Below are 19589 nucleotides of genomic sequence, written 5' to 3' on the forward strand. Positions count from 1 at the left end.
TGGTGTTCGCGTCGGGACGATCGTGGCCGCCCGGGGGCCGTCCGGTCGTCGTCCGGGGGAAGGGATCCGGCACTGCTCCGGGCGCCTGGGCCGGGGGCTGGACTACTCCACCGGGAGTAGCCGCGGAGCCGTCTTCGGGGAGGACGTGCCGCCCGGGGCGGCGGCGTAGGGTGCGGGCATGGGTGGCACGCTGATCGGGCGTCAGGGGTTGGCCGGGCTGCGGGGGTGGCGGGGCGTCGCCTTCGACGCGGTGATCGGCGTCGTCCTGGCCGTCGACGTCCTGCTCCTTCCCGGGGTGCCGCGCCCCTCGAACGCCCTCGACCTGGCACTGGGCCTGGTGGGCGCGCTGGCGGTGGCCGGGAGCCGCCGCCGGCCCGCGGCGGCGCTGCTGCTGTGCACCGGCTGCATGCTGGCCTACGCGCTGCGGGTGCACCCCGGCCCCTCGGCGGCGTTCCCCGTGCTGGTCGCGATCCACATGGCGGTCAGGGCGGGCGGCAAGCGGCTGCCGGTGCAGCTGTCGGCGCTGGCGTTCCTCGCCGGCTACCTCGCCTCCGGGCAGCCCGCGCCCACCTCCGCGCAGTCCACCGCGCTGCTGCTCGGCTGGTTCCTGGCCTCGGTCGCCATGGCCGTGGTGGGCCGGCACCGCCGGGCCTATCTGGAGCAGCTGGAGCAGCGGGCGCTGGACGCCGAACGCACCCGCGAGGAGGCGGCGTTGCGCCGGGCCGGCGAGGAGCGGCTGCGGATCGCCCGGGAGCTGCACGACTCGCTCACCCACAGCATCTCGATCATCAAGCTGCAGGCCGGGGTCGCCGTCCATCTGGCCCGCAAGCGCGGCGAGGAGGTGCCCGACGCGCTGCTGGCGATCCAGGAGGCGAGCGGGGAGGCGATGCGCGAGCTGCGCGCGACCCTGGAGGTGCTGCGCGGCACCGGGGGCGGCCACGGCGTGGACCGGATCGAGGACCTGGTGGAGCGCTCGCGCACGGCCGGGCTGCCGACCGGCGTCACGGTCGGCGGACGCGAACGGCCGCTGGGCGACGCGGTCGACCGGGCCGCGTACCGCATCGTGCAGGAGGCGCTCACCAACGTCACCCGGCACGCCGGGCCGGAGCCCCGGGCCACCGTCCGCATCGAGTACGGCGACCGCGAGCTGGTGGTGCAGGTCGACGACGACGGCACGGCGGCCCCCGGGGACGGCCTGGTGCCCGGGGTCGGGCTGACCGGGATGCGGGAGCGGGTGACCGCGCTCGGCGGGCGGCTGCGGGCCGGACCGCGGCCCGAGGGCGGCTTCTCCGTACGGGCCGAACTCCCCCTGGACCCCCTTCCCCCGGCCGACGGCGGGACGGCGGCCGGGGCGGCGGGGGCGGCCGGGGCGCCGCTGGAGGAGGTGTCGTGATCCGTGTGCTGATCGTCGACGACCAGGCGCTGATGCGGGCCGGTTTCCGCGCCCTCCTCGACGCCGAGGAGGGCATCGAGGTGGTGGCCGAGGCGGGCGACGGGCAGCAGGGCGTCGAACTCGCCCGGCGGCATGTGCCCGACGTGGTGCTCCTCGACGTCCAGATGCCCGTGCTCGACGGGATCGGCGCAACCCGGCTGATCGCCGCCGATCCGCGGCTGGCCGGGGTGCACGTGGTCATCCTCACCAACTACGGCCTGGACGAGTACGTCTTCGACGCGCTGCGCGCCGGGGCCAGCGGCTTCCTGCTGAAGGACACCGAACCCGCCGACCTCGTCCAGGCCATCCACGTCGCCCGGCGCGGCGACGCCCTGCTCTCCCCCGCCATCACCCGCAGGCTGATCGGCGAGTTCGTCTCGCGGCCGCCCGACGCCACGCACGCGGCGGGCCTGGAGGCGCTCACCAACCGGGAGCGCGAGGTGCTCGCGCTCGTCGCCCGCGGGCTCGCCAACGACGAGATCGCCGGGCGGATGGTCATCAGCCCGCTGACCGCCAAGACCCACGTCAGCCGGGCGATGACCAAGCTGGGCGCCCGCGACCGCGCCCAACTGGTCGTCTACGCCTACGAGTCCGGGCTGATCACACCGAAGGGTTCGCCGCAGCGACCGTCGTGGCCAGCCCCAGCGCCTCCCGCGCCCTGACCGCCTCCGCGTGGCCGCTGTGCGCGTCCGCGTCCTCGTAGTGCTCGTAGTAGGCGTCCGCGTCCTTCGCCGCGGCAGCCTGGGCCCAGTACGCGCGTGCCTTCCCGGCCTCCGCCGCGAGCGCGGCGACCGGCTCCGCGGCGTCGGCCGGCCAGTCGTGTGCCCGCAGCGCCCGGGCCTCCATGGCGAGGGCCACCGTGACCTCGCCTGCCCACTTCCGGTAGCCGTCGAGGTCGTCCTCCACGTACTCCTCCTCCGGCCCCCCGGCCATGGCCTCGTTGAGGGCGTTGGCGGCCTCCAGATAGGCGACCTGGTGGGCGTCGAGCGTGCTCGCGTCCTGCCGCAGAGAGCCCTTGAGCGTGCCCTTCTCCTTGCCGAACACGCAGGTCACCTCGCGGTCGCCGAGCTTCCAGGTCTCCCGGTCCGGGGCGTAGTAGTACACCTTGACGTCCGCCGGCACCGCCCAGGCGTCCATGGCATAACCGTCGGCCAGCCGCTGGCAGCGCTCCTCCACGCGGTCCCTGAGCGCCGCGTCGCCCGGGTAGGCCTGGGGCCCGGGCAGCCGGAACGTCCCGACAACCTCGGCGGCGTGCCTCTGGGCGCAGGGCACGGTGTCCATGTCGGCGGCGGGGGCCTGCAGGCCCCCGCCGGGGGTGTCGAAGCACTCGCCCCGGCGCAGCGAGAAGGCGCCGCCGTCCCGGGCCCCTTCCCTGGCGCCCTCCTTGAAGCCCTTGACGAAGGCGCCGGCGCCGCCGCCGACGAGCACGAGCGCGCACAGCAGCGTGCCGACGGACGAGAGCACCAGGCCGGTCACGGCCATGCCCTTGCCGCGCTCGCCCGTCCGCCGGATCTGCACCAGCGCGATCGCCCCGAGCACGACGCCGACCACCGGCACCATGCACAGCAGCCCGGTCACCAGCGCGGCCACGGCGAGCCCGTTCAGCGGCGCCCGCCGCGGCGCGGGCGGCAACGCGTTCGGCGGCGCGGGCTGGTGGGGGTACGGGGGATACGGCGGAGGCTGCACGGAACGGCTCCTCACGGACGGGCGAACGTGGCGAACGGCCGCGCGAATATATCCCGGCCTCCGCCACCGGCAGTCGGCGGCCGCCATCAGGGTTCTCCGAACCGGGCGCAGACACCCGAGGGGGAGCCACGATGTCCGCCGACGCGGCCCAACAGGCCTGGGACCGCATCGACTCCTGGCTGGGCGCGCACGCCCCGGCGTACGCCATGCTCAACCCGCCGGCGCCGGAGGAGGAGATCGCCGCGGTGCAGCGGCGCATGGGCGTCACCTTCCCGCCGGACCTGGTGGCCACGCTGCGCCGCCACGACGGGGCGCACGAGGACTTCCTCCTGCCGACACACGATCGCCTGCTGGGCACCCGCGGATGCGAGGAACGGTCCGGGTTCCTGCGCGGCATGCTGGCCGAGGTCCTCGACGCGGACGACGAGGAGGACGACGAGGAGGACGACGACGGCGCCTACTGGCACCACCACTTCGTGCAGTTCGCCTCCTACGACATCACCGCGGACGGCCTGACCGTGGACTGCCGCCCCGGCACGTCCTTCGGCGCCGTCGGCCGCTTCTTCGACGAGTCCGGCACCGACTTCGGCCACGCCCCGTCGCTGGGCGCGTATCTGGGCGACGTCGCGAACAGCCTGGAGCGCGGGCTGCCCTTCCAGGGCGGCCGGACCTGGCCCGTCGTCAGCGACGGCGCCCTGGAGTGGGACGCCTCCGAGCGCTCCCACCCCGAGTGGGGCGATCCGTCGGACCCGCCGCCCTCCGCCGACGACGCCTCGCTGCCGGCGCTGCCGCCACGCGGCTCCGAGGAGCCGCTGCGCGCCGTCCACGTGCGCAAGCTGGGCGGTCTCGGCGCGCTCGTGGCCACGCTCCCCCGCGAGACGGTCGCCACCGCCGCCGCCCGGCAGACCCGCCGCCTTGCCGACGAGACCGGCCTGGCCCGGTACCCCGAGGTCGCCGCGGCCCTGGACGCCCTCGTCGGCGGCCGCCCCGTCGAGCTCACCGGCACCGGTCCGCTCGGGCTCCGGCTGCGCCAGGTCCGCCGCGAGGCTTCCGCCCACCACAACGGCGTCCGCGGGCAGGCCGTGACATGCCTCGTGCTGCTGCTCACCGACCTGCCGCACCGGGCGCTGGTGAGGACGGCCGACGTGCGTTCCCGGATCTCGCCGGACTGGCGCGCCGCGCTCCACGCCGACCTCGGCTCCCCTCCGCTGCCGCCGGAGCCGGACACCGCCTTCTGGACGACGCTGGACAACCCCGCGATCGATGCGGGCCGTCGGAGCACGGGCGTATGACGACGCGACGGACTGTGCCGGCCGCGGGGGCGGCGCTGCTCGCGGCCGGGTGCGCCGCGCGGCGGCCGGAGGCGGAGCGGCACGAGGGGGCGCAGGGCCCGGCACGGACGGACACCGTCCCGTTGCGGCGGCGCTTCCCGCTGCCCCGCCCTGTCAAAGGCCCGGGGGCTGGTCTGCCTCGACGGCGTCGACCCGGTGGCCGCCGCGTCAGCGTAAGCCGGGGCAGGTCAGGACGTGCAGAGCGTCCGCTCCAGCACCTCGTTGACGGCCTTGGCCTGTTCCTCGGTGAGCTGGTGGCCGGCACTGCCGAAGCGCGACTGCGCGGCGGCCACCGCGTTGCCGCCTCCGTTGATGGTGGCGCACTGCTGGCGCGCGTTGGCGACGGCCTTGTCCGCGTCGGCGGCCAGGGCCGGGTCGACGGCCTTGAGCGCGGCGAGGAGCGCCGCGCGCTCGACCCCGGTCGGTTCCTCCGGGATGCCCTCGCTGATGTCCGGCACCTTCGAGCCGGGCGCCCCGGCGGACGGCGTGGCGCCGCCCTCGGGCCCGCCGCCGGCGTCGTCGGTGCCGGAGCTGCAGGCGGGGACCGCGAGGAGCACGGCGGCAAGGAGCACTGCGGTGCTGAGGCGTGTACGCATGCCCGCCATGGTGGCCCGCGGCACGCCCGGCCCCCGCCGGTGCGCGGTTTCCGTCGCCGTGCTGTGACCTACGGGAGGACGCTCAGCGCCCCGTCACCCTGCGCAGCAGCCGCCGTACCCGCGACGGCGCGGGGGCGGGGGCGGCGTCCTCGCCGAGGGCACGCCGGAGCTGGGCGAAGTGGTCGGCGCGGGTCTCGGAGAGGTACGGGTCCTTCAGCAGCGGCTCGGCGATCCGCCAGGCGCGCCGGTGGTCGCCCTCGTAGTGGCACACGTACGCCTTGGCCAGTTCCAGGACCTGCTTGAAGGGCACCCGCCCGGTGTGGTCGAGATCGACCTCGTCCTGCACCGCGCTGATCAGGGCCAGCCGCTCGTCGACCGTGTACTCGTCCTTGGCGATGCGTTCCAGCAGCTCGGCCGGGATCGGCCGGACGACCTCGAAGACGAGTGTGGAGCGGATCGGCGCGCCGGCGATCTCGATGTACGGCAGCAGGGCGCCGGTGCTGTGGTGCAGCCAGGGCAGGCGGGGGCTCGCGAAGTCCTGGTGCAGCACGACGGCACCGGGCTCCAGGCGCGGGAGGAAACGTTCCGCCACACATCGGAACACCCGCGCCGTCTTGGCGATGTCGATGTGCAGGAACTCGATGGGGCTCTTGTCCTGCGGGTCGGAGGTGTTCCAGATGTCGCCGGCGTGGACCTCGACGAACCCCATGAACGGTGCCAGCGCCGCCTCGAAGTCCTCCCGGAAGGAGTTGCCGCCCTCCGGCGCCTTGCCCGCCTTGAAGAACCGCTGGGTGGCGAAGGTGCCCTTGCCCACGCGGAAGAAGTCGTAGGCGTGCAGCCGGCCCTTCTTCTCGTCGAACGCCGGGTTCTCCCGCAGCCCCTTGGCGATGGCGTAGGTGGAGCCGCCGCCGCCGGAGCCCAGCTCGACGAGGGCGCCGGTGCCGTTCACGTGGTGACGGGCCACCAGGTAGAGGAACTTCTGCTCCCAGTCGCTCATCTGGGCGTAGGGGATGTCCTCGGGGAGTACCACGTCGTCGAACATCGAGTAGAGCCTGCCGAGGGAAGCCATCGTTTCCTCACGTCTCGGAGCCGGGATGCGCCGATTCCACCTCGCGTCCCGCGTGCCCGGAAAGGACCTGCACACGATGTGCATCCCGGCGACCCGAACGATTCACCGCCCGGCGACCCCCCGTACACCCACCGGCCCCCGCCTGGCATGTGCGCGCGAAACGACGAGGGGCCGGGCCCCGAGGGGCCCGGCCCGGACGCCGGACGGGACGTCGCGCGGGCGACGTCGCCGGAACGCGGGATCAGACGTTGAAGCGGAACTCCACGACGTCGCCGTCCTGCATGACGTAGTCCTTGCCCTCCATGCGGGCCTTGCCCTTGGCGCGGGCCTCGGGGATGGAGCCGCACTCGACGAGGTCGCCGAAGGAGACGATCTCCGCCTTGATGAAGCCCTTCTGGAAGTCGGTGTGGATGACACCGGCGGCCTCGGGGGCGGTGGCGCCCTTCTTGATCGTCCAGGCGCGGGCCTCCTTGGGCCCGGCCGTGAGGTACGTCTGCAGGCCGAGGGTGTCGAAGCCGACGCGCGCGAGGGTGGCGAGGCCCGGCTCCTCCTGCCCCATGGACTGGAGCAGCTCCAGGGCCTCCTCGTCGTCCAGCTCGATCAGCTCGGACTCGATCTTGGCGTTGAGGAAGATCGCCTCGGCGGGCGCCACCAGGGCGCGCTGCTCGGCCTTGAAGGCCTCGTCGGTCAGCTCGTCCTCGTCCACGTTGAAGACGTAGAGGAAGGGCTTGGTGGTCAGCAGGTGCAGCTCGTGCAGGAGGCCGGCCTTCTCCGTGCCGGCGGTGATGCCGGCGGAGAACAGGGTGCGGCCGTCCTCAAGGATCTGCTGGGCCTCCTGGACGGCGGCGAGCACCGCCGCCTTCTCCTTCTGCAGCCGCGCGTCCTTGGTCAGCCGCGGCAGGACCTTCTCGATGGTCTGCAGGTCGGCGAGGATCAGCTCGGTGTTGATCGTCTCGATGTCGTCCTTGGGGGACACCTTGCCGTCGACGTGCACCACGTCCGGGTCGACGAAGGCCCGGATGACCTGGCAGATGGCATCGGACTCGCGGATGTTCGCGAGGAACTTGTTGCCCAGGCCCGCGCCCTCGCTGGCGCCGCGCACGATGCCGGCGATGTCGACGAAGTCCACGGTCGCCGGGAGCTTGCGCTGCGAGTCGAAGATCCCCGCGAGCTTGTCCAGGCGCGGGTCGGGGACACCGACGACGCCGACGTTGGGCTCGATCGTGGCGAACGGGTAGTTGGCCGCCAGCACGTCGTTCTTGGTCAGGGCGTTGAACAGGGTCGACTTGCCGACGTTCGGCAGGCCGACGATTCCGATCGTGAGCGACACGTGACGACTTCCCAGGGCGAGAGGTGGGTGGAATGGGCCGCCACGCCCGGGCAGGGCGACCGGCGGACCGATCCACCAGTCTACGGAACGCACCGGCCCTCGGACGGGCCGCGGCCCCGAGCGGCCCCCTCGGGCGGTGAAAAGTCGTGTCCTGCCCCCGTTTCCCCCCTCCTCGGCGCCTACGTTGGGTGCGTGGAGCAACACAGCGCGCGCACACCCCACAAGAACAGCGGTGCACCCACCGCCGCCTCCCCGCTGCCCCGGCCGGCCCGCCCGCAGCGCCGCCCGCAGGGCGCGACAGCCGTCCGGGGCGGTCTGCCCCGGGGGCCGCTGCTGCTGCGGGCCGCCCGGCTGCGCCGGACGGAGCCCCGGCTGACCGGACTGGGCACGGGCGTCTTCATCACGCTGGCCGCCCTCGCCGGCGGCGCCGCGGACTCCCTGATCACCGGCGAGCCGGGCACCCTCTTCGGGGTCGTCTTCCTGCTGGCCTGCCTCGCCGCCGGGCTCTTCGTACGGCCGTACGACCTGTCGGCGGCGCCGGTCAGCGCGCCCATCGCCTTCACCATCGCGCTGGCCGTGACGGCCGACGGCGAGGGCGGGGGCTTCACGGGCCATGTGATGGGCCTGCTGACCGGGCTGGCCACCCTGACGGGCTGGCTGTACGGGGGCACGGTCGGTGCCGCGGTGATCGCGGCCGCGCGGAAGGTGGCCTATGTGATGCGCGAACGGCGCCGCTGAGCGCCCCGCTCCCCCCGGCCCCGCGGCCGGGGGGCGCCTTCGCGGGCACCGTTCCCCGGCCACCTGCCGCCGGCCGCCGTGGTCAGGAGCGGACCGCGGCCGCCGCCATGCCCGCGCCGACGATGCCCGCGTTGTTCTGCAGCGCGGCCGGCACGATCTCGGCCCTGATGCCGGTCAGCAGCGGCAGGAACTTGTCGGCCTTGCGGCTGACCCCGCCGCCGAGGATGAACAGCTCGGGCGAGAAGAGCATCTCGACGTGGGCCAGGTACTTGTCCAGGCGCTTGGCCCAGTGCTCCCAGGTGAGGCCCTCGTCGTCCTTGGCCTTGGTGGAGGCCTTCTTCTCGGCGTCGTGGCCGTGCAGTTCCAGATGGCCGAGCTCCGTGTTGGGCAGCAGGCTGCCGTCGACGAAGACGGCGCTGCCGATGCCCGTGCCGAGGGTGAGCACGATGACCGTGCCCTTGCGGCCGCGGCCCGCCCCGTACTCCATCTCGGCCATGCCGGCGGCGTCCGCGTCGTTGAGCAGGGTCACCGCGCAGCCGACCTTCTGGGACAGGAGCCCCGCGGCGTCCATGTCGATCCAGCCCTTGTCGACGTTCGCCGCCGTACGCGTCATGCCGTGCGTCACCACTCCGGGGAACGTGGCCCCCACCGGGCCCGTCCACCCGAAGTGGTCGACGACCTGCTTCACGCACTCCGCGACGGCGTCGGGGGTCGCGGGATGGGGGGTGAGCACTTTGAAGCGCTCCTCCGCCAGTTCACCACGCCCGAGGTCGACCGGGGCACCCTTGATGCCCGATCCGCCGATGTCCACACCGAAAACGCTCATGCCCCAACGCTACGACGTGGCACGGTCGGTCACCCCTCGGAGGTGTCGCCCCGCATCAGTTCGCCGGCCTCGGCGCGCAGGTCCCGGCGGAGCTCCTTGGGCAGCGAGAAGGTGATCGACTCCTCGGCGGCCTTGACGATCTCCACGTCCTCGAAGCCGCGGCCGGCCAGCCACTCCAGCACCTGCTCGACGAGCACCTCGGGCACGGAGGCCCCGGAGGTGACGCCGACCGTGGAGACGCCGTCCAGCCACGCCGGGTCGATCTCGTCGGCGAAGTCCACCAGGTACGCGGCACGGGCGCCGGCCAGCTTGGCGACCTCGACCAGGCGCACGGAGTTGGAGGAGTTGCGCGAGCCGACCACGATGACCAGGTCGGCCTCGGCGCCCATCTGCTTCACGGCGAGCTGGCGGTTCTGCGTGGCGTAGCAGATGTCGTCGCTCGGCGGCGAGATCAGCAGCGGGAACTTCTCCTTGAGCGCGTCGACGGTCTCCATGGTCTCGTCCACGGAGAGCGTGGTCTGGGAGAGCCAGACGACCTTGGACGGGTCGCGGACCTCGACCTTCTCGACGTCACCGGGGCCGTCGACCAGGGTGATGTGGTCGGGGGCCTCACCGGAGGTGCCGATGACCTCCTCGTGGCCCTCGTGGCCGATCAGGAGGATGTCGTAGTCCTCATTGGCGAACCGCACGGCCTCCTTGTGGACCTTGGTGACCAGCGGGCAGGTGGCGTCGATCGTGGCGAGCCGGCCCTTGGCGGCCTCCTCGTGGACGACCGGGGCGACGCCGTGGGCGGAGAACATGACGATCGACCCCGGCGGCACCTCCTCCGTCTGCTCGACGAAGATCGCGCCCTTCCGCTCCAGGGTCTGCACGACGTACTTGTTGTGGACGATCTCGTGGCGGACGTAGATCGGGGCCCCGTACTGCTCCAGGGCCTTCTCGACGGCGATCACGGCACGGTCCACACCCGCGCAGTAGCCTCGCGGGGCGGCGAGCAGGACGCGGCGGGAAGTCGTAGCGGTCATGTGCCCATCGTACGGGGCCCGGACGGGGCCCCACCGCTGCCCCGGGTGCCCCGGCCGGGGGTGCGGGGGCGGTGCCGGAGCGTCCCGGGGCGCACGCGGCGGACCCGCCCGGACGGACCAAACAAGGCGCGGGGGGCGGGGCTCAGCTGCAGCGCCGCGGACGCCGCGCGGCGCGGCGGGCGGCGAGCACCCAGCCGGCCGCGAGGGCGGCCCCCGCCAGGGGCAGGCAGGTGAAGCAGCCGCAGCCGGGACCGTAGCGGCCGACGCGGAACCCGGCGTGGACACGCGGCGGCCGTTCGGACGGGGGGCAGCCGTACCGGCCGGGTCGGCGCATGGGACCTCCCAGGACCTGCCGGTGACGCGGGCGTCACCGGCGACACTCCTGCCCAGCCTGCGCGGCGGCGGGGCGGGAGGACAGCGGGGCGTGCCATTCGGGTCGGGCGGGAAGGGCGTCACTGTCCGTGGCGGGGGCTAGTCTCGGCGTATGGCTCTGAACACGTCCGCGGAGACGCCGATCCCGGTCGGCGAGGTGTCCCGGCTGATCGGCGGCTGGATCGACCGGCTCGGCCCCGTGTGGGTCGAGGGGCAGATCACCCAGTTGTCGCGGCGCCCGGGGGCGGGCGTGGTGTTCCTGACGCTGCGCGATCCGTCGCACGACATCTCGCTCAGCGTGACGTGCCGCCGGGCGGTCTTCGACGCCTTCGACGGGGCGGTCGGCGAGGGCGCACGGGTCGTGGTGAACGCCAAGCCGGAGTGGTACGCGCCGCGCGGCCAGCTGTCGCTGCGCGCGGCGGAGATCCGCCCGATAGGCGTCGGCGACCTGCTGCTGCGGCTGGAGCAGCTGAAGAAGCGGCTGGCGGGCGAGGGCCTGTTCGCCCCGGAGCGCAAGCGGCCGCTGCCGTTCCTGCCGCAGCTGATCGGGCTGGTCTGCGGCCGGGCCTCGGCCGCCGAGCGGGACGTGCTGGAGAACGCCCGGCTGCGCTGGCCCGCGGTCCGCTTCGAGGTGCGCAACGTGCCCGTCCAGGGGGCGTACGCGGTGCCGCAGGTGATCGAGGCGGTGCGCGGCCTGGACGCCCACCCCGAGGTCGACGTGATCATCGTGGCGCGGGGCGGCGGCAGCGTGGAGGACCTGCTGCCGTTCTCGGACGAACGGCTGGTGCGGACGGTGGCGGAGTGCCGTACGCCCGTGGTGTCGGCGATCGGGCACGAGCCGGACACCCCGCTGCTGGACCTGGTCGCCGATCTGCGCGCCTCGACGCCGACCGACGCCGCCAAGCGTGTCGTGCCGGACGTGGGCGAGGAGCTGGCCCGGGTCGAGCAGCTGCGGCAGCGGTCGCTGCGGGTGATGCGCGGGCTGCTGGACCGGGAGGAGCGCGGGCTGGCCGCCGCGGTGAGCCGGCCGTGCATGGCGCGGCCCCATCTGATGGTGGACGAGCGCGAGGAGCAGGTCGCCGCCCTGCTGGAGCGGTCCCGCCGCCATCTGCGGCACCGGCTGGAGCGGGCGGAGGACGAGCTGGCGCACACCCGGGCCCGGGTCGTGGCGCTCTCCCCGGCCGCGACGCTGCAGCGCGGATACGCGGTGCTGCAGCGCGAGGACGGGCAGGTCGTGCGCGCCGCGGACGAGGTGGCCGAGGAGGAGAAGCTGCGCGCCCGGGTGGCCGAGGGCGAGTTCACCGTCCGCGTCACGCGCTGACCGCGAGGGCAGCGGCCCGGCCGGGGCGCCGCGCGCCCGGCCGCCGTGTCGGAGGGCGGCCCTAGGCTGGTGCCATGGCAGATCAGGACACGCTGGGGTACGAGCAGGCCCGCGACGAGCTCGTCGACGTCGTTCGCCGACTGGAGGCCGGGGGCTCCACGCTCGAGGAGTCCCTCGCCCTGTGGGAACGGGGGGAGCAGCTCGCCAAGGTGTGCCGCGACTGGCTGGAGGGCGCCCGCGCCCGGCTGGACGCGGCCCTGGCGCAGGAGTCCGGCGGCGCCGGGGAGGGTCCGGAGGCCGCCGAAGAGGAGTGACCGGTTGAGCGGGGCGCGGGCGGCGTGACCCGCTTCACGGGCGGTAGTTGAAAATTTGATTGAAATTTCATCTATAGTGACGGGGAGTTCCGACGCGCCCGTCCCCAGGGCGCCGCTCCACATCCCCACCGAGGTACCCCATGACGCTCCAGCTGGACCCCGCCGCCCAGAACCTCCTCTTCCGCGAGGCGCGCACCGCCAACGCGTTCACCGACGAGCCGGTGACCGAGGAGCAGGTCCAGGACGTGTACGACCTGGTCAAGTACGCCCCCACCGCCTACAACCAGCAGCCGCTGCGCATCGTGCTGGTGCGCTCCCCCGAGGCCCGCGAGCGCCTGGTGCGCCACATGAACGAGGGCAACCGGGCGAAGACCGCCGCGGCGCCGCTGGTCGCGGTCCTGGCCGCCGACAACGAGTTCCACGAGGAGCTGCCGGCCCAGTTCCCGGCCTTCCCGCAGGCCAAGGAGGTGCTCTTCGGCGAGCGCCCGGCGCGTGAGGCGTCCGCGGGCTTCAACGCCGCGCTGCAGGTCGGCTACTTCATCCTGGGCGTGCGGGCCGCGGGCCTGGCCGCCGGACCCATGACCGGCTACGACGCCGATGCCGTCGACAAGGAGTTCTTCCCCGACGGCGACCACTCCGTGCTGGCCGTGGTCAACATCGGCAAGCCGGGCGAGAACGCCTGGCGCGAGCGCGGACCGCGCCTGGCGTACGACGAGGTCGTCACCACCGTCTGACGAGCACCCGCCGCCGTCACCGTCACCGCCGCCGGCCCGAGGCCGGCGGCGGTGACGCGCTTCAGCCCTGGCGGCCGCCCCGCTCCTCGAGCGCGCCGGCCAGTTCCGCGAGCCGGGCCATCGGGGCGGTGCCGGTGACCATCGTGGTCACCCCGCCCTTCTCGCGCACGAGGGCGTCGTACTTGTCGCCCTCGTAGCGCTGCCAGGTCTCGCCGTCGACGGTGCGGGTGCCGACCCGCTTCGCCTCGTGGCTCTTGCGGGCGACGAACTTCTCCGTGGCCTCGTTGCTCTGCTCGACGGCCGCGTACTCGTTCTTCGGGTCGACGAAGCCCAGGTGCCACCGCACGGCCTCCGGGTCGGTGGACTCGTACGTCACCGAGGTCGCCCGCCAGTCCTTGCCGAGCCCCTCCGGGGCCGCCACCAGGTAGGGGGCGTCGCGCCGTGCCTGGTCGAGCTCGACCCGGTAGCCGACGGGCTTGACGGGGTCGTGGTTCTCATCGTGCGGGATGAAGAGCCAGATGCCTCCGGCGACGACCCCGATCGCCGCCATCGAGAGCACCATGTCCCGCAGTGTTTCCGTGCCGCGCTTCTTTGCCACGCCCCCTATGGTCCCCCATGCCCCGGACCGTCCGGCCGCCCGGGGTCGCACCCGGCGGGAAATGCGCTCATGTGACGGGCGGCCTGCTCATCCTGGCGGGGTCCGGATAAGGTCGTAACACCCTCTTATCCCGGCCGTCCTCGTACAGAAAGGTGCGCTGAGATGACCGAGCAGCATGAACACCACAGTCTGCCGCCGCAGCTCGAGGTGAATCCCGAGGCCCCCGACCGCAACCTCGCCCTGGAGCTCGTCCGGGTCACCGAGGCCGCCGCCATGGCCGCCGGCCGCTGGGTCGGACGCGGTGACAAGAACGGCGCGGACGGCGCGGCCGTCAAGGCCATGCGCACCCTCGTCTCCACCGTGTCGATGAACGGCGTCGTCGTCATCGGCGAGGGGGAGAAGGACGAGGCCCCGATGCTCTTCAACGGCGAGCGCATCGGCGACGGGAACGGCGCGGAGTGCGACATCGCCGTGGACCCGATCGACGGCACCACCCTGACCGCCAAGGGCATGCCCAACGCCATCGCGGTGCTCGCCGCCGCCGACCGCGGCGCGATGTACGACCCCTCGGCCGTCTTCTACATGGACAAGCTGGTCACCGGCCCCGAGGCCGCTGACTACGTCGACATCACCGCCCCGCCCTCGGTCAACATCCGCCGGGTCGCCAAGGCGAAGGGCAGCGCCCCCGAGGACGTCACGGTCGTCATCCTCGACCGTCCCCGGCACGACGGCATCGTCAAGGAGATCCGGGAGACCGGCGCGCGCATCAAGTTCATCTCCGACGGCGACGTGGCCGGCGCGATCATGGCCGTCCGCGAGGGCACCGGCGTCGACATGCTGATGGGCGTCGGCGGAACGCCCGAGGGCATCATCGCGGCCTGCGCCATCAAGTGCCTCGGCGGCACGATCCAGGGCAAGCTGTGGCCGAAGGACGAGGCGGAGAAGCAGCGCGCCCTGGACGCGGGCCACGACCTGGAGCGGATCCTGCACACGGACGACCTGGTCAGGGGCGACAACGTGTTCTTCGTCGCCACCGGCATCACCGACGGCGAACTGCTGCGCGGAGTGCGGTACCGCGCCGAGACCGCCATCACCCAGTCGCTGGTCATGCGCTCGAAGTCCGGCACGATCCGCCAGATCGACTCCACGCACCGCCTGTCGAAGCTGCGCGCCTACAGCACCATCGACTTCGACCGCGCGCGCTGAGCCGCCGCGGCCCGCGCCGCACCGTGCACCGGCGCACGAGGACCGGGACCCGCCGCGCCGGCGGGGTCCCGGTCCTCGTCCGTTCGTTCAGCCCGCCGCGGCGATCCGCGTCCCGGGCCTTTGCAGTTCCGCCTCCCGGCGGCGGCGCCGGGCCAGTACGACCCTGCGCTCCGCGGCGGTCATCCCGCCCCACACGCCGTAGGGCTCGGGCTGGAGCAGCGCGTGTTCGCGGCACTCCAGCATCACCGGGCAGCGCGCGCACACCCGCTTGGCGGCCTCCTCCCGGGACAGCCGCGCCGCTGTCGGCTCCTTGGACGGCGCGAAGAACAGACCCGCCTCGTCACTGCGGCACGCCGCCTCCGAGTGCCATGGGCCGCCCAGGTCCCGGGGGTGACTCAGGGAGGACCTGGAGGCTGCCGGGGGCTCGATCGGTTGAAGCACGGGATACTCCTGACGACGGCTCGGCTTGGTGTCACCCTTGCCCGTCGCTGCGGTGCCGGTGCGTCTCCACGGGTCTGTCGGCGTGAGGAGGGCTGCGGCGAGCGACGTGTCCCCTTGCCCTACCCGCTGTACGCGCGTTCATGCGCACAGTGCCGGGCGCGACGCCCGCCGGGCCGGTGCCGCTTGCCGCCGATCCCCTTGTACGGCACGGGAGTTGACCCGCGTCGCGGTCAGCCGTCGAGTTCGGCGGGGCCGAGCCCCTTCTTCTTCACGCGCTTGCCGCGGCGCGGCTTGGCCTCGACGCCGCCCCAGAAGGCGAAGCCCTGCACCTTGATGACCGGGGCGTTCGGGTCGGGCGCCTCGTACGCCTTCACGTCGGAGCCGCCCATGATCCCCACGACGCCGCCGCCGTGCAGGGTGACGTTCTCCGGGACCTTGATCTCGACGCCGCCCATGATGGCGGTGCAGTTGATGACCAGCTCGGGGCTGGTGAAGGTGGCCTCGGTGAGGTCGATGACGACGCCGCCCAGGATGGCCACGGCGTTGATCTTCGAACCGACCCGCCAGCGGCCCTTGCGCTCGGCGCCGCCGAGGATGCCGATCAGGTTGGGGTTCTCCCCGGAGCCGTCGGGCACCCAGTGGTGCACCCCCGGCGACGGGGCGGGCGCGCTCGCGGTACGCCCCGCGGGGAGGTCGCGGACGTACGGCTCCAGTTCGCCGACGGTCTTGGCCGCATAGACCCCGTCGAGCCGCTCGGAGTGCTCCTCGGTGGTCAGACGGCCCTCCGCGAGGGCATCGCGAAGGATGTCGGCCACCCGGTCGCGGTCCGCGTCGGACGCGCGAATGTCGGCTTCGGCCACGGGGCGCACGGGGTGCTGTTCACGCTTCTGGAGCGACGACTCATCCACTCGACTACCGTACACAAACGCGATAGATCGCGACTAGGCCGTGTCGTCAAATGAGCGCCGGCCGCCCGAAGGGCGGGCACCGCGGTGTCTGGTGCGGTGCATCGCAAGGCGGAGAGTCGTCCTCGTAGTGGGCTACTCGGACGATTCGACAACGCAGCGAGGTGCCGTGCCAGGCGCCGCGGGGGCAGGCGGGCGTTTGACGACACGACCTAGGCCCGGTGAGGGTCACCTCACACATCCGGCACCCCGCGAACGTTCTACGCTTGTTGGGCTTCTATGACGCAGCGCCAGTGAGGATGTCCACAAATGCCCCCTTCCTCCCACCCGGAGTTCGCCTATACCGACCTGCTCCCCCTCGGTGAGGACACCACTCCGTACCGTCTGATCACCTCCGAGGGCGTCAGCACCTTCGAGGCCGACGGCCGGACGTTCCTCAAGGTGGAGCCGGAGGCGCTGCGCAAGCTCGCCGCCGAGGCGATGCACGACATCTCCCACTACCTGCGGCCGGCGCACCTCGCCCAGCTGCGCCGGATCCTCGACGACCCCGAGGCGTCCCCCAACGACCGCTTCGTCGCCCTGGACCTGCTGAAGAACGCCAACATCGCCGCGGCCGGCGTCCTGCCGATGTGCCAGGACACGGGCACCGCGATCGTGATGGGCAAGCGCGGCCAGAACGTGCTCACGCAGGGCGGCGACGAGGCCGCCCTGTCGCACGGCATCTTCGACGCGTACACCAAGCTCAACCTGCGCTACTCCCAGATGGCCCCGATCACCATGTGGGAGGAGAAGAACACCGGCTCCAACCTGCCCGCGCAGATCGAGCTGTACGCGACCGACGGCGGCGCCTACAAGTTCCTCTTCATGGCCAAGGGCGGCGGCTCGGCCAACAAGTCCTTCCTCTACCAGGAGACCAAGGCGGTCCTGAACGAGGCCTCCATGATGAAGTTCCTGGAGGAGAAGATCCGTTCGCTCGGCACGGCCGCCTGCCCGCCGTACCACCTGGCGATCGTGGTCGGCGGCACCTCCGCCGAGTACGCCCTGAAGACCGCCAAGTACGCCTCCGCGCACTACCTGGACGAACTCCCCGGCGAGGGCTCCCCGGCCGGCCACGGCTTCCGGGACAAGGAGCTGGAGGAGAAGGTCTTCGAGCTGACGCAGAGGATCGGCATCGGCGCGCAGTTCGGCGGCAAGTACTTCTGCCACGACGTGCGCGTGGTGCGGCTGCCCCGGCACGGCGCCTCCCTGCCGGTCGCCATCGCCGTGTCCTGCTCCGCCGACCGCCAGGCCGTGGCGAAGATCACCGCCGAGGGCGTCTTCCTGGAGCAGCTGGAGACCGACCCCGCCCGGTACCTGCCGGAGACCACCGACGAGCACCTGTCGGACGAGGACGTCGTGCGCGTCGACCTCAACCGCCCGATGGACGAGGTGCTGGCGGAGCTGTCCAAGTACCCGGTCAAGACCCGGCTGTCGCTGACCGGCCCGCTGGTCGTCGCCCGCGACATCGCGCACGCGAAGATCAAGGAGCGGCTGGACGCGGGCGAGGAGATGCCGCAGTACCTGCGCGACCACCCGGTCTACTACGCGGGCCCGGCCAAGACCCCCGAGGGCTACGCCTCCGGCTCCTTCGGCCCCACCACCGCCGGCCGCATGGACTCCTACGTCGAGCAGTTCCAGGCCGCGGGCGGCTCCAAGGTCATGCTCGCCAAGGGCAACCGCTCGAAGCAGGTCACCGACGCGTGCGCCGCGCACGGCGGTTTCTACCTCGGCTCGATCGGCGGCCCGGCGGCGCGCCTGGCGCAGGACTGCATCAAGAAGGTCGAAGTCGTCGAGTACGCCGAGCTCGGCATGGAGGCGGTCTGGAGGATCGAGGTCGAGGACTTCCCGGCCTTCATCGTCGTCGACGACAAGGGCAACGACTTCTTCACCGATCCGGCGCCCGCGCCGACGTTCACCAGCATCCCGGTGCGCCCCCGGGCGTGACCCGTCCGGGACGGCCCGGCACCGCGTGCGCGGTGCCGGGCCGTCCCGTTTCCCCGGCCTTTCCCCGGCCCGTGCGGGGCCGCCTCCGGGGCGGCCGCGAGGGGGAATGAAACGTGCCGCGCCGCTGTCCTACCGAGGGGTTCTACTGGGAAGTACCCGGTACGCCCGACGATGTCCGCGATGGAAGGAATTCCGGCCATGCCCGAGCAGGACGCAGGGGACCAGCACGAGTACCGCACCGAGCACGACTCGATGGGCGAGGTGCGCGTCCCGGCCCACGCCAAGTGGCGGGCGCAGACCCAGCGGGCGGTGGAGAACTTCCCCATCAGCGGACGCGGGCTGGAGCGCGCCCACATCGAGGCGCTCGCCCGGATCAAGGCGGCGGCGGCCAAGGTCAACGCGGAGCTGGGCGTCCTGGACAAGGACGTGTCGGAGGCGATCCAGGAGGCCGCCGCCGAGGTGGCCGAGGGGCGCTGGGACGGGCACTTCCCGATCGACGTGTTCCAGACCGGGTCCGGCACCTCGTCCAACATGAACGCCAACGAGGTCATCGCGACCCTGGCGAGCGAGCGGCTCGGCCGCGCGGTGCACCCCAACGACCACGTCAACGCGAGCCAGTCCTCCAACGACGTCTTCCCCTCCTCCCTGCACATCGCCGCGACCGCCGCGGTGACCGGCGACCTGATCCCGGCGCTGGAGCACCTGGCGGCGTCGCTGGAGCGCAAGGCCGCGGAGTTCGCGGACGTGGTGAAGTCCGGCCGTACGCATCTGATGGACGCCACGCCGGTGACGCTGGGCCAGGAGTTCGGCGGCTACGCGGCCCAGGTCCGGTACGGGGTGGAGCGGCTGCGGGCCTCGCTGCCCCGGCTGGCGGAGCTGCCGCTGGGCGGCACCGCGGTCGGCACGGGGATCAACACCCCGCCCGGTTTCTCGGTGGCGGTCATCGCCGAGGTGGCGCGGACGACCGGGCTGCCGCTGACCGAGGCGCGGGACCACTTCGAGGCGCAGGGCGCCCGCGACGGCGTCGTGGAGACCTCCGGGCAGTTGCGCACGATCGCCGTGGGCCTGACCAAGATCGCCAACGATCTGCGCTGGATGGGCTCCGGGCCGCGCACCGGTCTCGCCGAGATCGCCCTGCCGGATCTGCAGCCCGGTTCCTCGATCATGCCGGGCAAGGTGAACCCGGTGATCCCCGAGGCGGTGCTGATGGTGGCCGCGCAGGTCATCGGCAACGACGTGACGATCACGACGGCCGGCGCCGCGGGCAACTTCGAGCTGAACGTGATGCTCCCGGTGATCGCCCGGAACGTGCTGGAGTCGGTCCGGCTGCTCGCGAACGTCTCCCGGCTGCTGGCGGACCGCACGGTCGACGGGATCACGGCGAACGCGGAGCGGGCCCGTGAGTACGCGGAGTCCTCGCCGTCGGTCGTCACCCCGCTCAACAAGTACATCGGCTACGAGGAGGCGGCCAAGGTCGCCAAGCGGTCGCTGGCCGAGCGGAAGACCATCCGCGAGGTGGTGCTGGAGTCCGGCTACGTGGAGCGGGGGCTGCTCACCCTGGAGCAGCTGGACGAGGCGCTCGACGTGCTGCGGATGACCCGGCCCTGACGGTGCGCCGCGCCGCCGTCCCGGCCCGTCCCGCGCCCGGCGTGACGGGCCGGCGTGACGAACGCTCGGCTCAA

At 73.0% G+C, this 19589-nt stretch carries 20 protein-coding genes; 10 read left to right on the forward strand and 10 right to left on the reverse strand.

Annotation, left to right across the window (positions count from 1 at the left end; translation table 11 throughout):
• Positions 1–178 precede the first annotated feature (178 nt).
• Positions 179–1393 carry a sensor histidine kinase gene (locus tag CHF15_RS14450; RefSeq protein WP_089224171.1) on the forward strand — a complete coding sequence of 405 codons (1215 nt, stop codon included), beginning with the start codon at positions 179–181 and terminating at the stop codon, positions 1391–1393.
• On the forward strand, positions 1390–2094 hold the full coding sequence (locus CHF15_RS14455; RefSeq protein WP_089224172.1) for a response regulator: 705 nt from the start codon (positions 1390–1392) through the stop codon (positions 2092–2094). Before CHF15_RS14450 ends, CHF15_RS14455 begins: the two co-directional genes overlap by 4 nt.
• On the opposite strand, the gene CHF15_RS14460 is transcribed toward CHF15_RS14455, so the two are convergent.
• On the reverse strand, positions 2033–3118 hold the full coding sequence (locus CHF15_RS14460; protein WP_179279786.1) for a DUF4190 domain-containing protein: 1086 nt from the start codon (positions 3116–3118) through the stop codon (positions 2033–2035). The two genes, CHF15_RS14455 and CHF15_RS14460, sit on opposite strands and share 62 nt — an antisense overlap.
• Before the next feature lie 131 nt (positions 3119–3249).
• On the opposite strand from CHF15_RS14460, the gene CHF15_RS14465 reads away from it, so the two are divergent.
• A complete protein-coding gene (locus CHF15_RS14465; RefSeq protein WP_089224173.1) occupies positions 3250–4410 on the forward strand; it encodes an SMI1/KNR4 family protein in 1161 nt (386 codons plus the stop codon).
• 227 nt (positions 4411–4637) lie between these two features.
• Here the strand turns inward: CHF15_RS14465 and CHF15_RS14470 are convergent, their stop codons facing one another.
• From CHF15_RS14470 to ychF, 3 genes are all read right to left on the reverse strand, one after another.
• Positions 4638–5045, reverse strand: a complete 408-nt coding sequence (locus tag CHF15_RS14470; RefSeq protein WP_143681567.1) for a hypothetical protein — start codon at positions 5043–5045, stop codon at positions 4638–4640.
• 82 nt (positions 5046–5127) lie between these two features.
• On the reverse strand, positions 5128–6114 hold the full coding sequence (locus CHF15_RS14475) for a class I SAM-dependent methyltransferase (protein ID WP_179279787.1): 987 nt from the start codon (positions 6112–6114) through the stop codon (positions 5128–5130).
• Between the two features lie 241 nt (positions 6115–6355).
• Positions 6356–7444: a redox-regulated ATPase YchF gene (gene ychF, locus CHF15_RS14480; protein WP_018561413.1), complete on the reverse strand. Its 1089-nt coding sequence runs from the start codon at positions 7442–7444 to the stop codon at positions 6356–6358.
• 192 nt (positions 7445–7636) lie between these two features.
• Here ychF and CHF15_RS14485 point away from each other — a divergent pair, with 192 nt between their 5' ends.
• On the forward strand, positions 7637–8182 hold the full coding sequence (locus tag CHF15_RS14485) for a DUF6542 domain-containing protein (RefSeq protein ID WP_179279788.1): 546 nt from the start codon (positions 7637–7639) through the stop codon (positions 8180–8182).
• A gap of 82 nt (positions 8183–8264) precedes the next feature.
• Here the strand turns inward: CHF15_RS14485 and ppgK are convergent, their stop codons facing one another.
• From ppgK to CHF15_RS14500, 3 genes are all read right to left on the reverse strand, one after another.
• Positions 8265–9008, reverse strand: coding sequence for a polyphosphate--glucose phosphotransferase (ppgK, locus tag CHF15_RS14490; protein ID WP_089224176.1), 744 nt, complete (start codon positions 9006–9008; stop codon positions 8265–8267).
• A 29-nt stretch (positions 9009–9037) separates the two neighbouring features.
• Positions 9038–10033 (reverse strand): 4-hydroxy-3-methylbut-2-enyl diphosphate reductase, encoded by a 996-nt coding sequence (locus tag CHF15_RS14495; RefSeq protein ID WP_089224177.1) that lies wholly within the window; start codon positions 10031–10033, stop codon positions 9038–9040.
• Positions 10034–10175: 142 nt separating this feature from the next.
• Positions 10176–10367, reverse strand: a complete 192-nt coding sequence (locus CHF15_RS14500) for a hypothetical protein (RefSeq protein ID WP_089224178.1) — start codon at positions 10365–10367, stop codon at positions 10176–10178.
• 150 nt (positions 10368–10517) lie between these two features.
• Here CHF15_RS14500 and xseA point away from each other — a divergent pair, with 150 nt between their 5' ends.
• The 3 genes from xseA to CHF15_RS14515 all read left to right on the forward strand — a co-directional run bounded on the left by xseA (position 10518) and on the right by CHF15_RS14515 (position 12774).
• Positions 10518–11726 (forward strand): exodeoxyribonuclease VII large subunit, encoded by a 1209-nt coding sequence (gene xseA, locus CHF15_RS14505; RefSeq protein ID WP_089224179.1) that lies wholly within the window; start codon positions 10518–10520, stop codon positions 11724–11726.
• A 74-nt stretch (positions 11727–11800) separates the two neighbouring features.
• Entirely contained in the window at positions 11801–12040 is a 240-nt protein-coding gene (locus tag CHF15_RS14510) for an exodeoxyribonuclease VII small subunit (protein WP_089224180.1), read from the forward strand.
• A 140-nt stretch (positions 12041–12180) separates the two neighbouring features.
• A complete protein-coding gene (locus CHF15_RS14515) occupies positions 12181–12774 on the forward strand; it encodes a malonic semialdehyde reductase (protein WP_089224181.1) in 594 nt (197 codons plus the stop codon).
• A 61-nt stretch (positions 12775–12835) separates the two neighbouring features.
• Here CHF15_RS14515 and CHF15_RS14520 read toward each other — a convergent pair whose 3' ends face one another.
• Complete coding sequence (locus CHF15_RS14520) at positions 12836–13372, reverse strand: DUF4245 domain-containing protein (RefSeq protein ID WP_089224182.1); 537 nt, start codon at positions 13370–13372, stop codon at positions 12836–12838.
• 162 nt (positions 13373–13534) lie between these two features.
• Between CHF15_RS14520 and glpX the strand changes: the two genes are divergently transcribed.
• Positions 13535–14578, forward strand: a complete 1044-nt coding sequence (gene glpX, locus CHF15_RS14525) for a class II fructose-bisphosphatase (protein ID WP_089224183.1) — start codon at positions 13535–13537, stop codon at positions 14576–14578.
• An 87-nt stretch (positions 14579–14665) separates the two neighbouring features.
• On the opposite strand, the gene CHF15_RS14530 is transcribed toward glpX, so the two are convergent.
• Both CHF15_RS14530 and CHF15_RS14535 read right to left on the reverse strand, forming a co-directional pair.
• A complete protein-coding gene (locus tag CHF15_RS14530) occupies positions 14666–15019 on the reverse strand; it encodes a WhiB family transcriptional regulator (protein WP_018561404.1) in 354 nt (117 codons plus the stop codon).
• Positions 15020–15249: 230 nt separating this feature from the next.
• Positions 15250–15927 (reverse strand): DUF1707 SHOCT-like domain-containing protein, encoded by a 678-nt coding sequence (locus CHF15_RS14535; protein WP_089224184.1) that lies wholly within the window; start codon positions 15925–15927, stop codon positions 15250–15252.
• Between the two features lie 306 nt (positions 15928–16233).
• Between CHF15_RS14535 and CHF15_RS14540 the strand changes: the two genes are divergently transcribed.
• Both CHF15_RS14540 and CHF15_RS14545 read left to right on the forward strand, forming a co-directional pair.
• The gene (locus CHF15_RS14540) at positions 16234–17907 is read left to right on the forward strand and encodes a fumarate hydratase (protein WP_089224185.1); all 1674 of its coding nucleotides are present in this window, start codon (positions 16234–16236) and stop codon (positions 17905–17907) included.
• A 198-nt stretch (positions 17908–18105) separates the two neighbouring features.
• Positions 18106–19515 (forward strand): class II fumarate hydratase, encoded by a 1410-nt coding sequence (locus tag CHF15_RS14545; protein WP_089224186.1) that lies wholly within the window; start codon positions 18106–18108, stop codon positions 19513–19515.
• Positions 19516–19589: the final 74 nt, after the last annotated feature.

Origin of the sequence: Actinacidiphila glaucinigra, assembly GCF_900188405.1 — a bacterium.
Lineage (GTDB): Bacteria > Actinomycetota > Actinomycetes > Streptomycetales > Streptomycetaceae > Actinacidiphila > Actinacidiphila glaucinigra.

Excerpts from the sequence above, each read along its gene's own strand:
- CHF15_RS14500 (WP_089224178.1), bottom strand. The coding sequence starts at position 10,367 with ATGCGCCGACCCGGCCGGTACGGCTGCCCCCCGTCCGAACGGCCGCCG.
- CHF15_RS14495 (WP_089224177.1), bottom strand. The coding sequence starts at position 10,033 with ATGACCGCTACGACTTCCCGCCGCGTCCTGCTCGCCGCCCCGCGAGGC.
- CHF15_RS14545 (WP_089224186.1), top strand. The coding sequence starts at position 18,106 with ATGCCCGAGCAGGACGCAGGGGACCAGCACGAGTACCGCACCGAGCAC.
- CHF15_RS14540 (WP_089224185.1), top strand. The coding sequence starts at position 16,234 with ATGCCCCCTTCCTCCCACCCGGAGTTCGCCTATACCGACCTGCTCCCC.
- CHF15_RS14450 (WP_089224171.1), top strand. The coding sequence starts at position 179 with ATGGGTGGCACGCTGATCGGGCGTCAGGGGTTGGCCGGGCTGCGGGGG.
- CHF15_RS14465 (WP_089224173.1), top strand. The coding sequence starts at position 3,250 with ATGTCCGCCGACGCGGCCCAACAGGCCTGGGACCGCATCGACTCCTGG.
- CHF15_RS14515 (WP_089224181.1), top strand. The coding sequence starts at position 12,181 with ATGACGCTCCAGCTGGACCCCGCCGCCCAGAACCTCCTCTTCCGCGAG.
- CHF15_RS14470 (WP_143681567.1), bottom strand. The coding sequence starts at position 5,045 with ATGCGTACACGCCTCAGCACCGCAGTGCTCCTTGCCGCCGTGCTCCTC.
- CHF15_RS14475 (WP_179279787.1), bottom strand. The coding sequence starts at position 6,114 with ATGGCTTCCCTCGGCAGGCTCTACTCGATGTTCGACGACGTGGTACTC.
- ppgK (WP_089224176.1), bottom strand. The coding sequence starts at position 9,008 with ATGAGCGTTTTCGGTGTGGACATCGGCGGATCGGGCATCAAGGGTGCC.
- CHF15_RS14510 (WP_089224180.1), top strand. The coding sequence starts at position 11,801 with ATGGCAGATCAGGACACGCTGGGGTACGAGCAGGCCCGCGACGAGCTC.
- xseA (WP_089224179.1), top strand. The coding sequence starts at position 10,518 with ATGGCTCTGAACACGTCCGCGGAGACGCCGATCCCGGTCGGCGAGGTG.
- glpX (WP_089224183.1), top strand. The coding sequence starts at position 13,535 with ATGACCGAGCAGCATGAACACCACAGTCTGCCGCCGCAGCTCGAGGTG.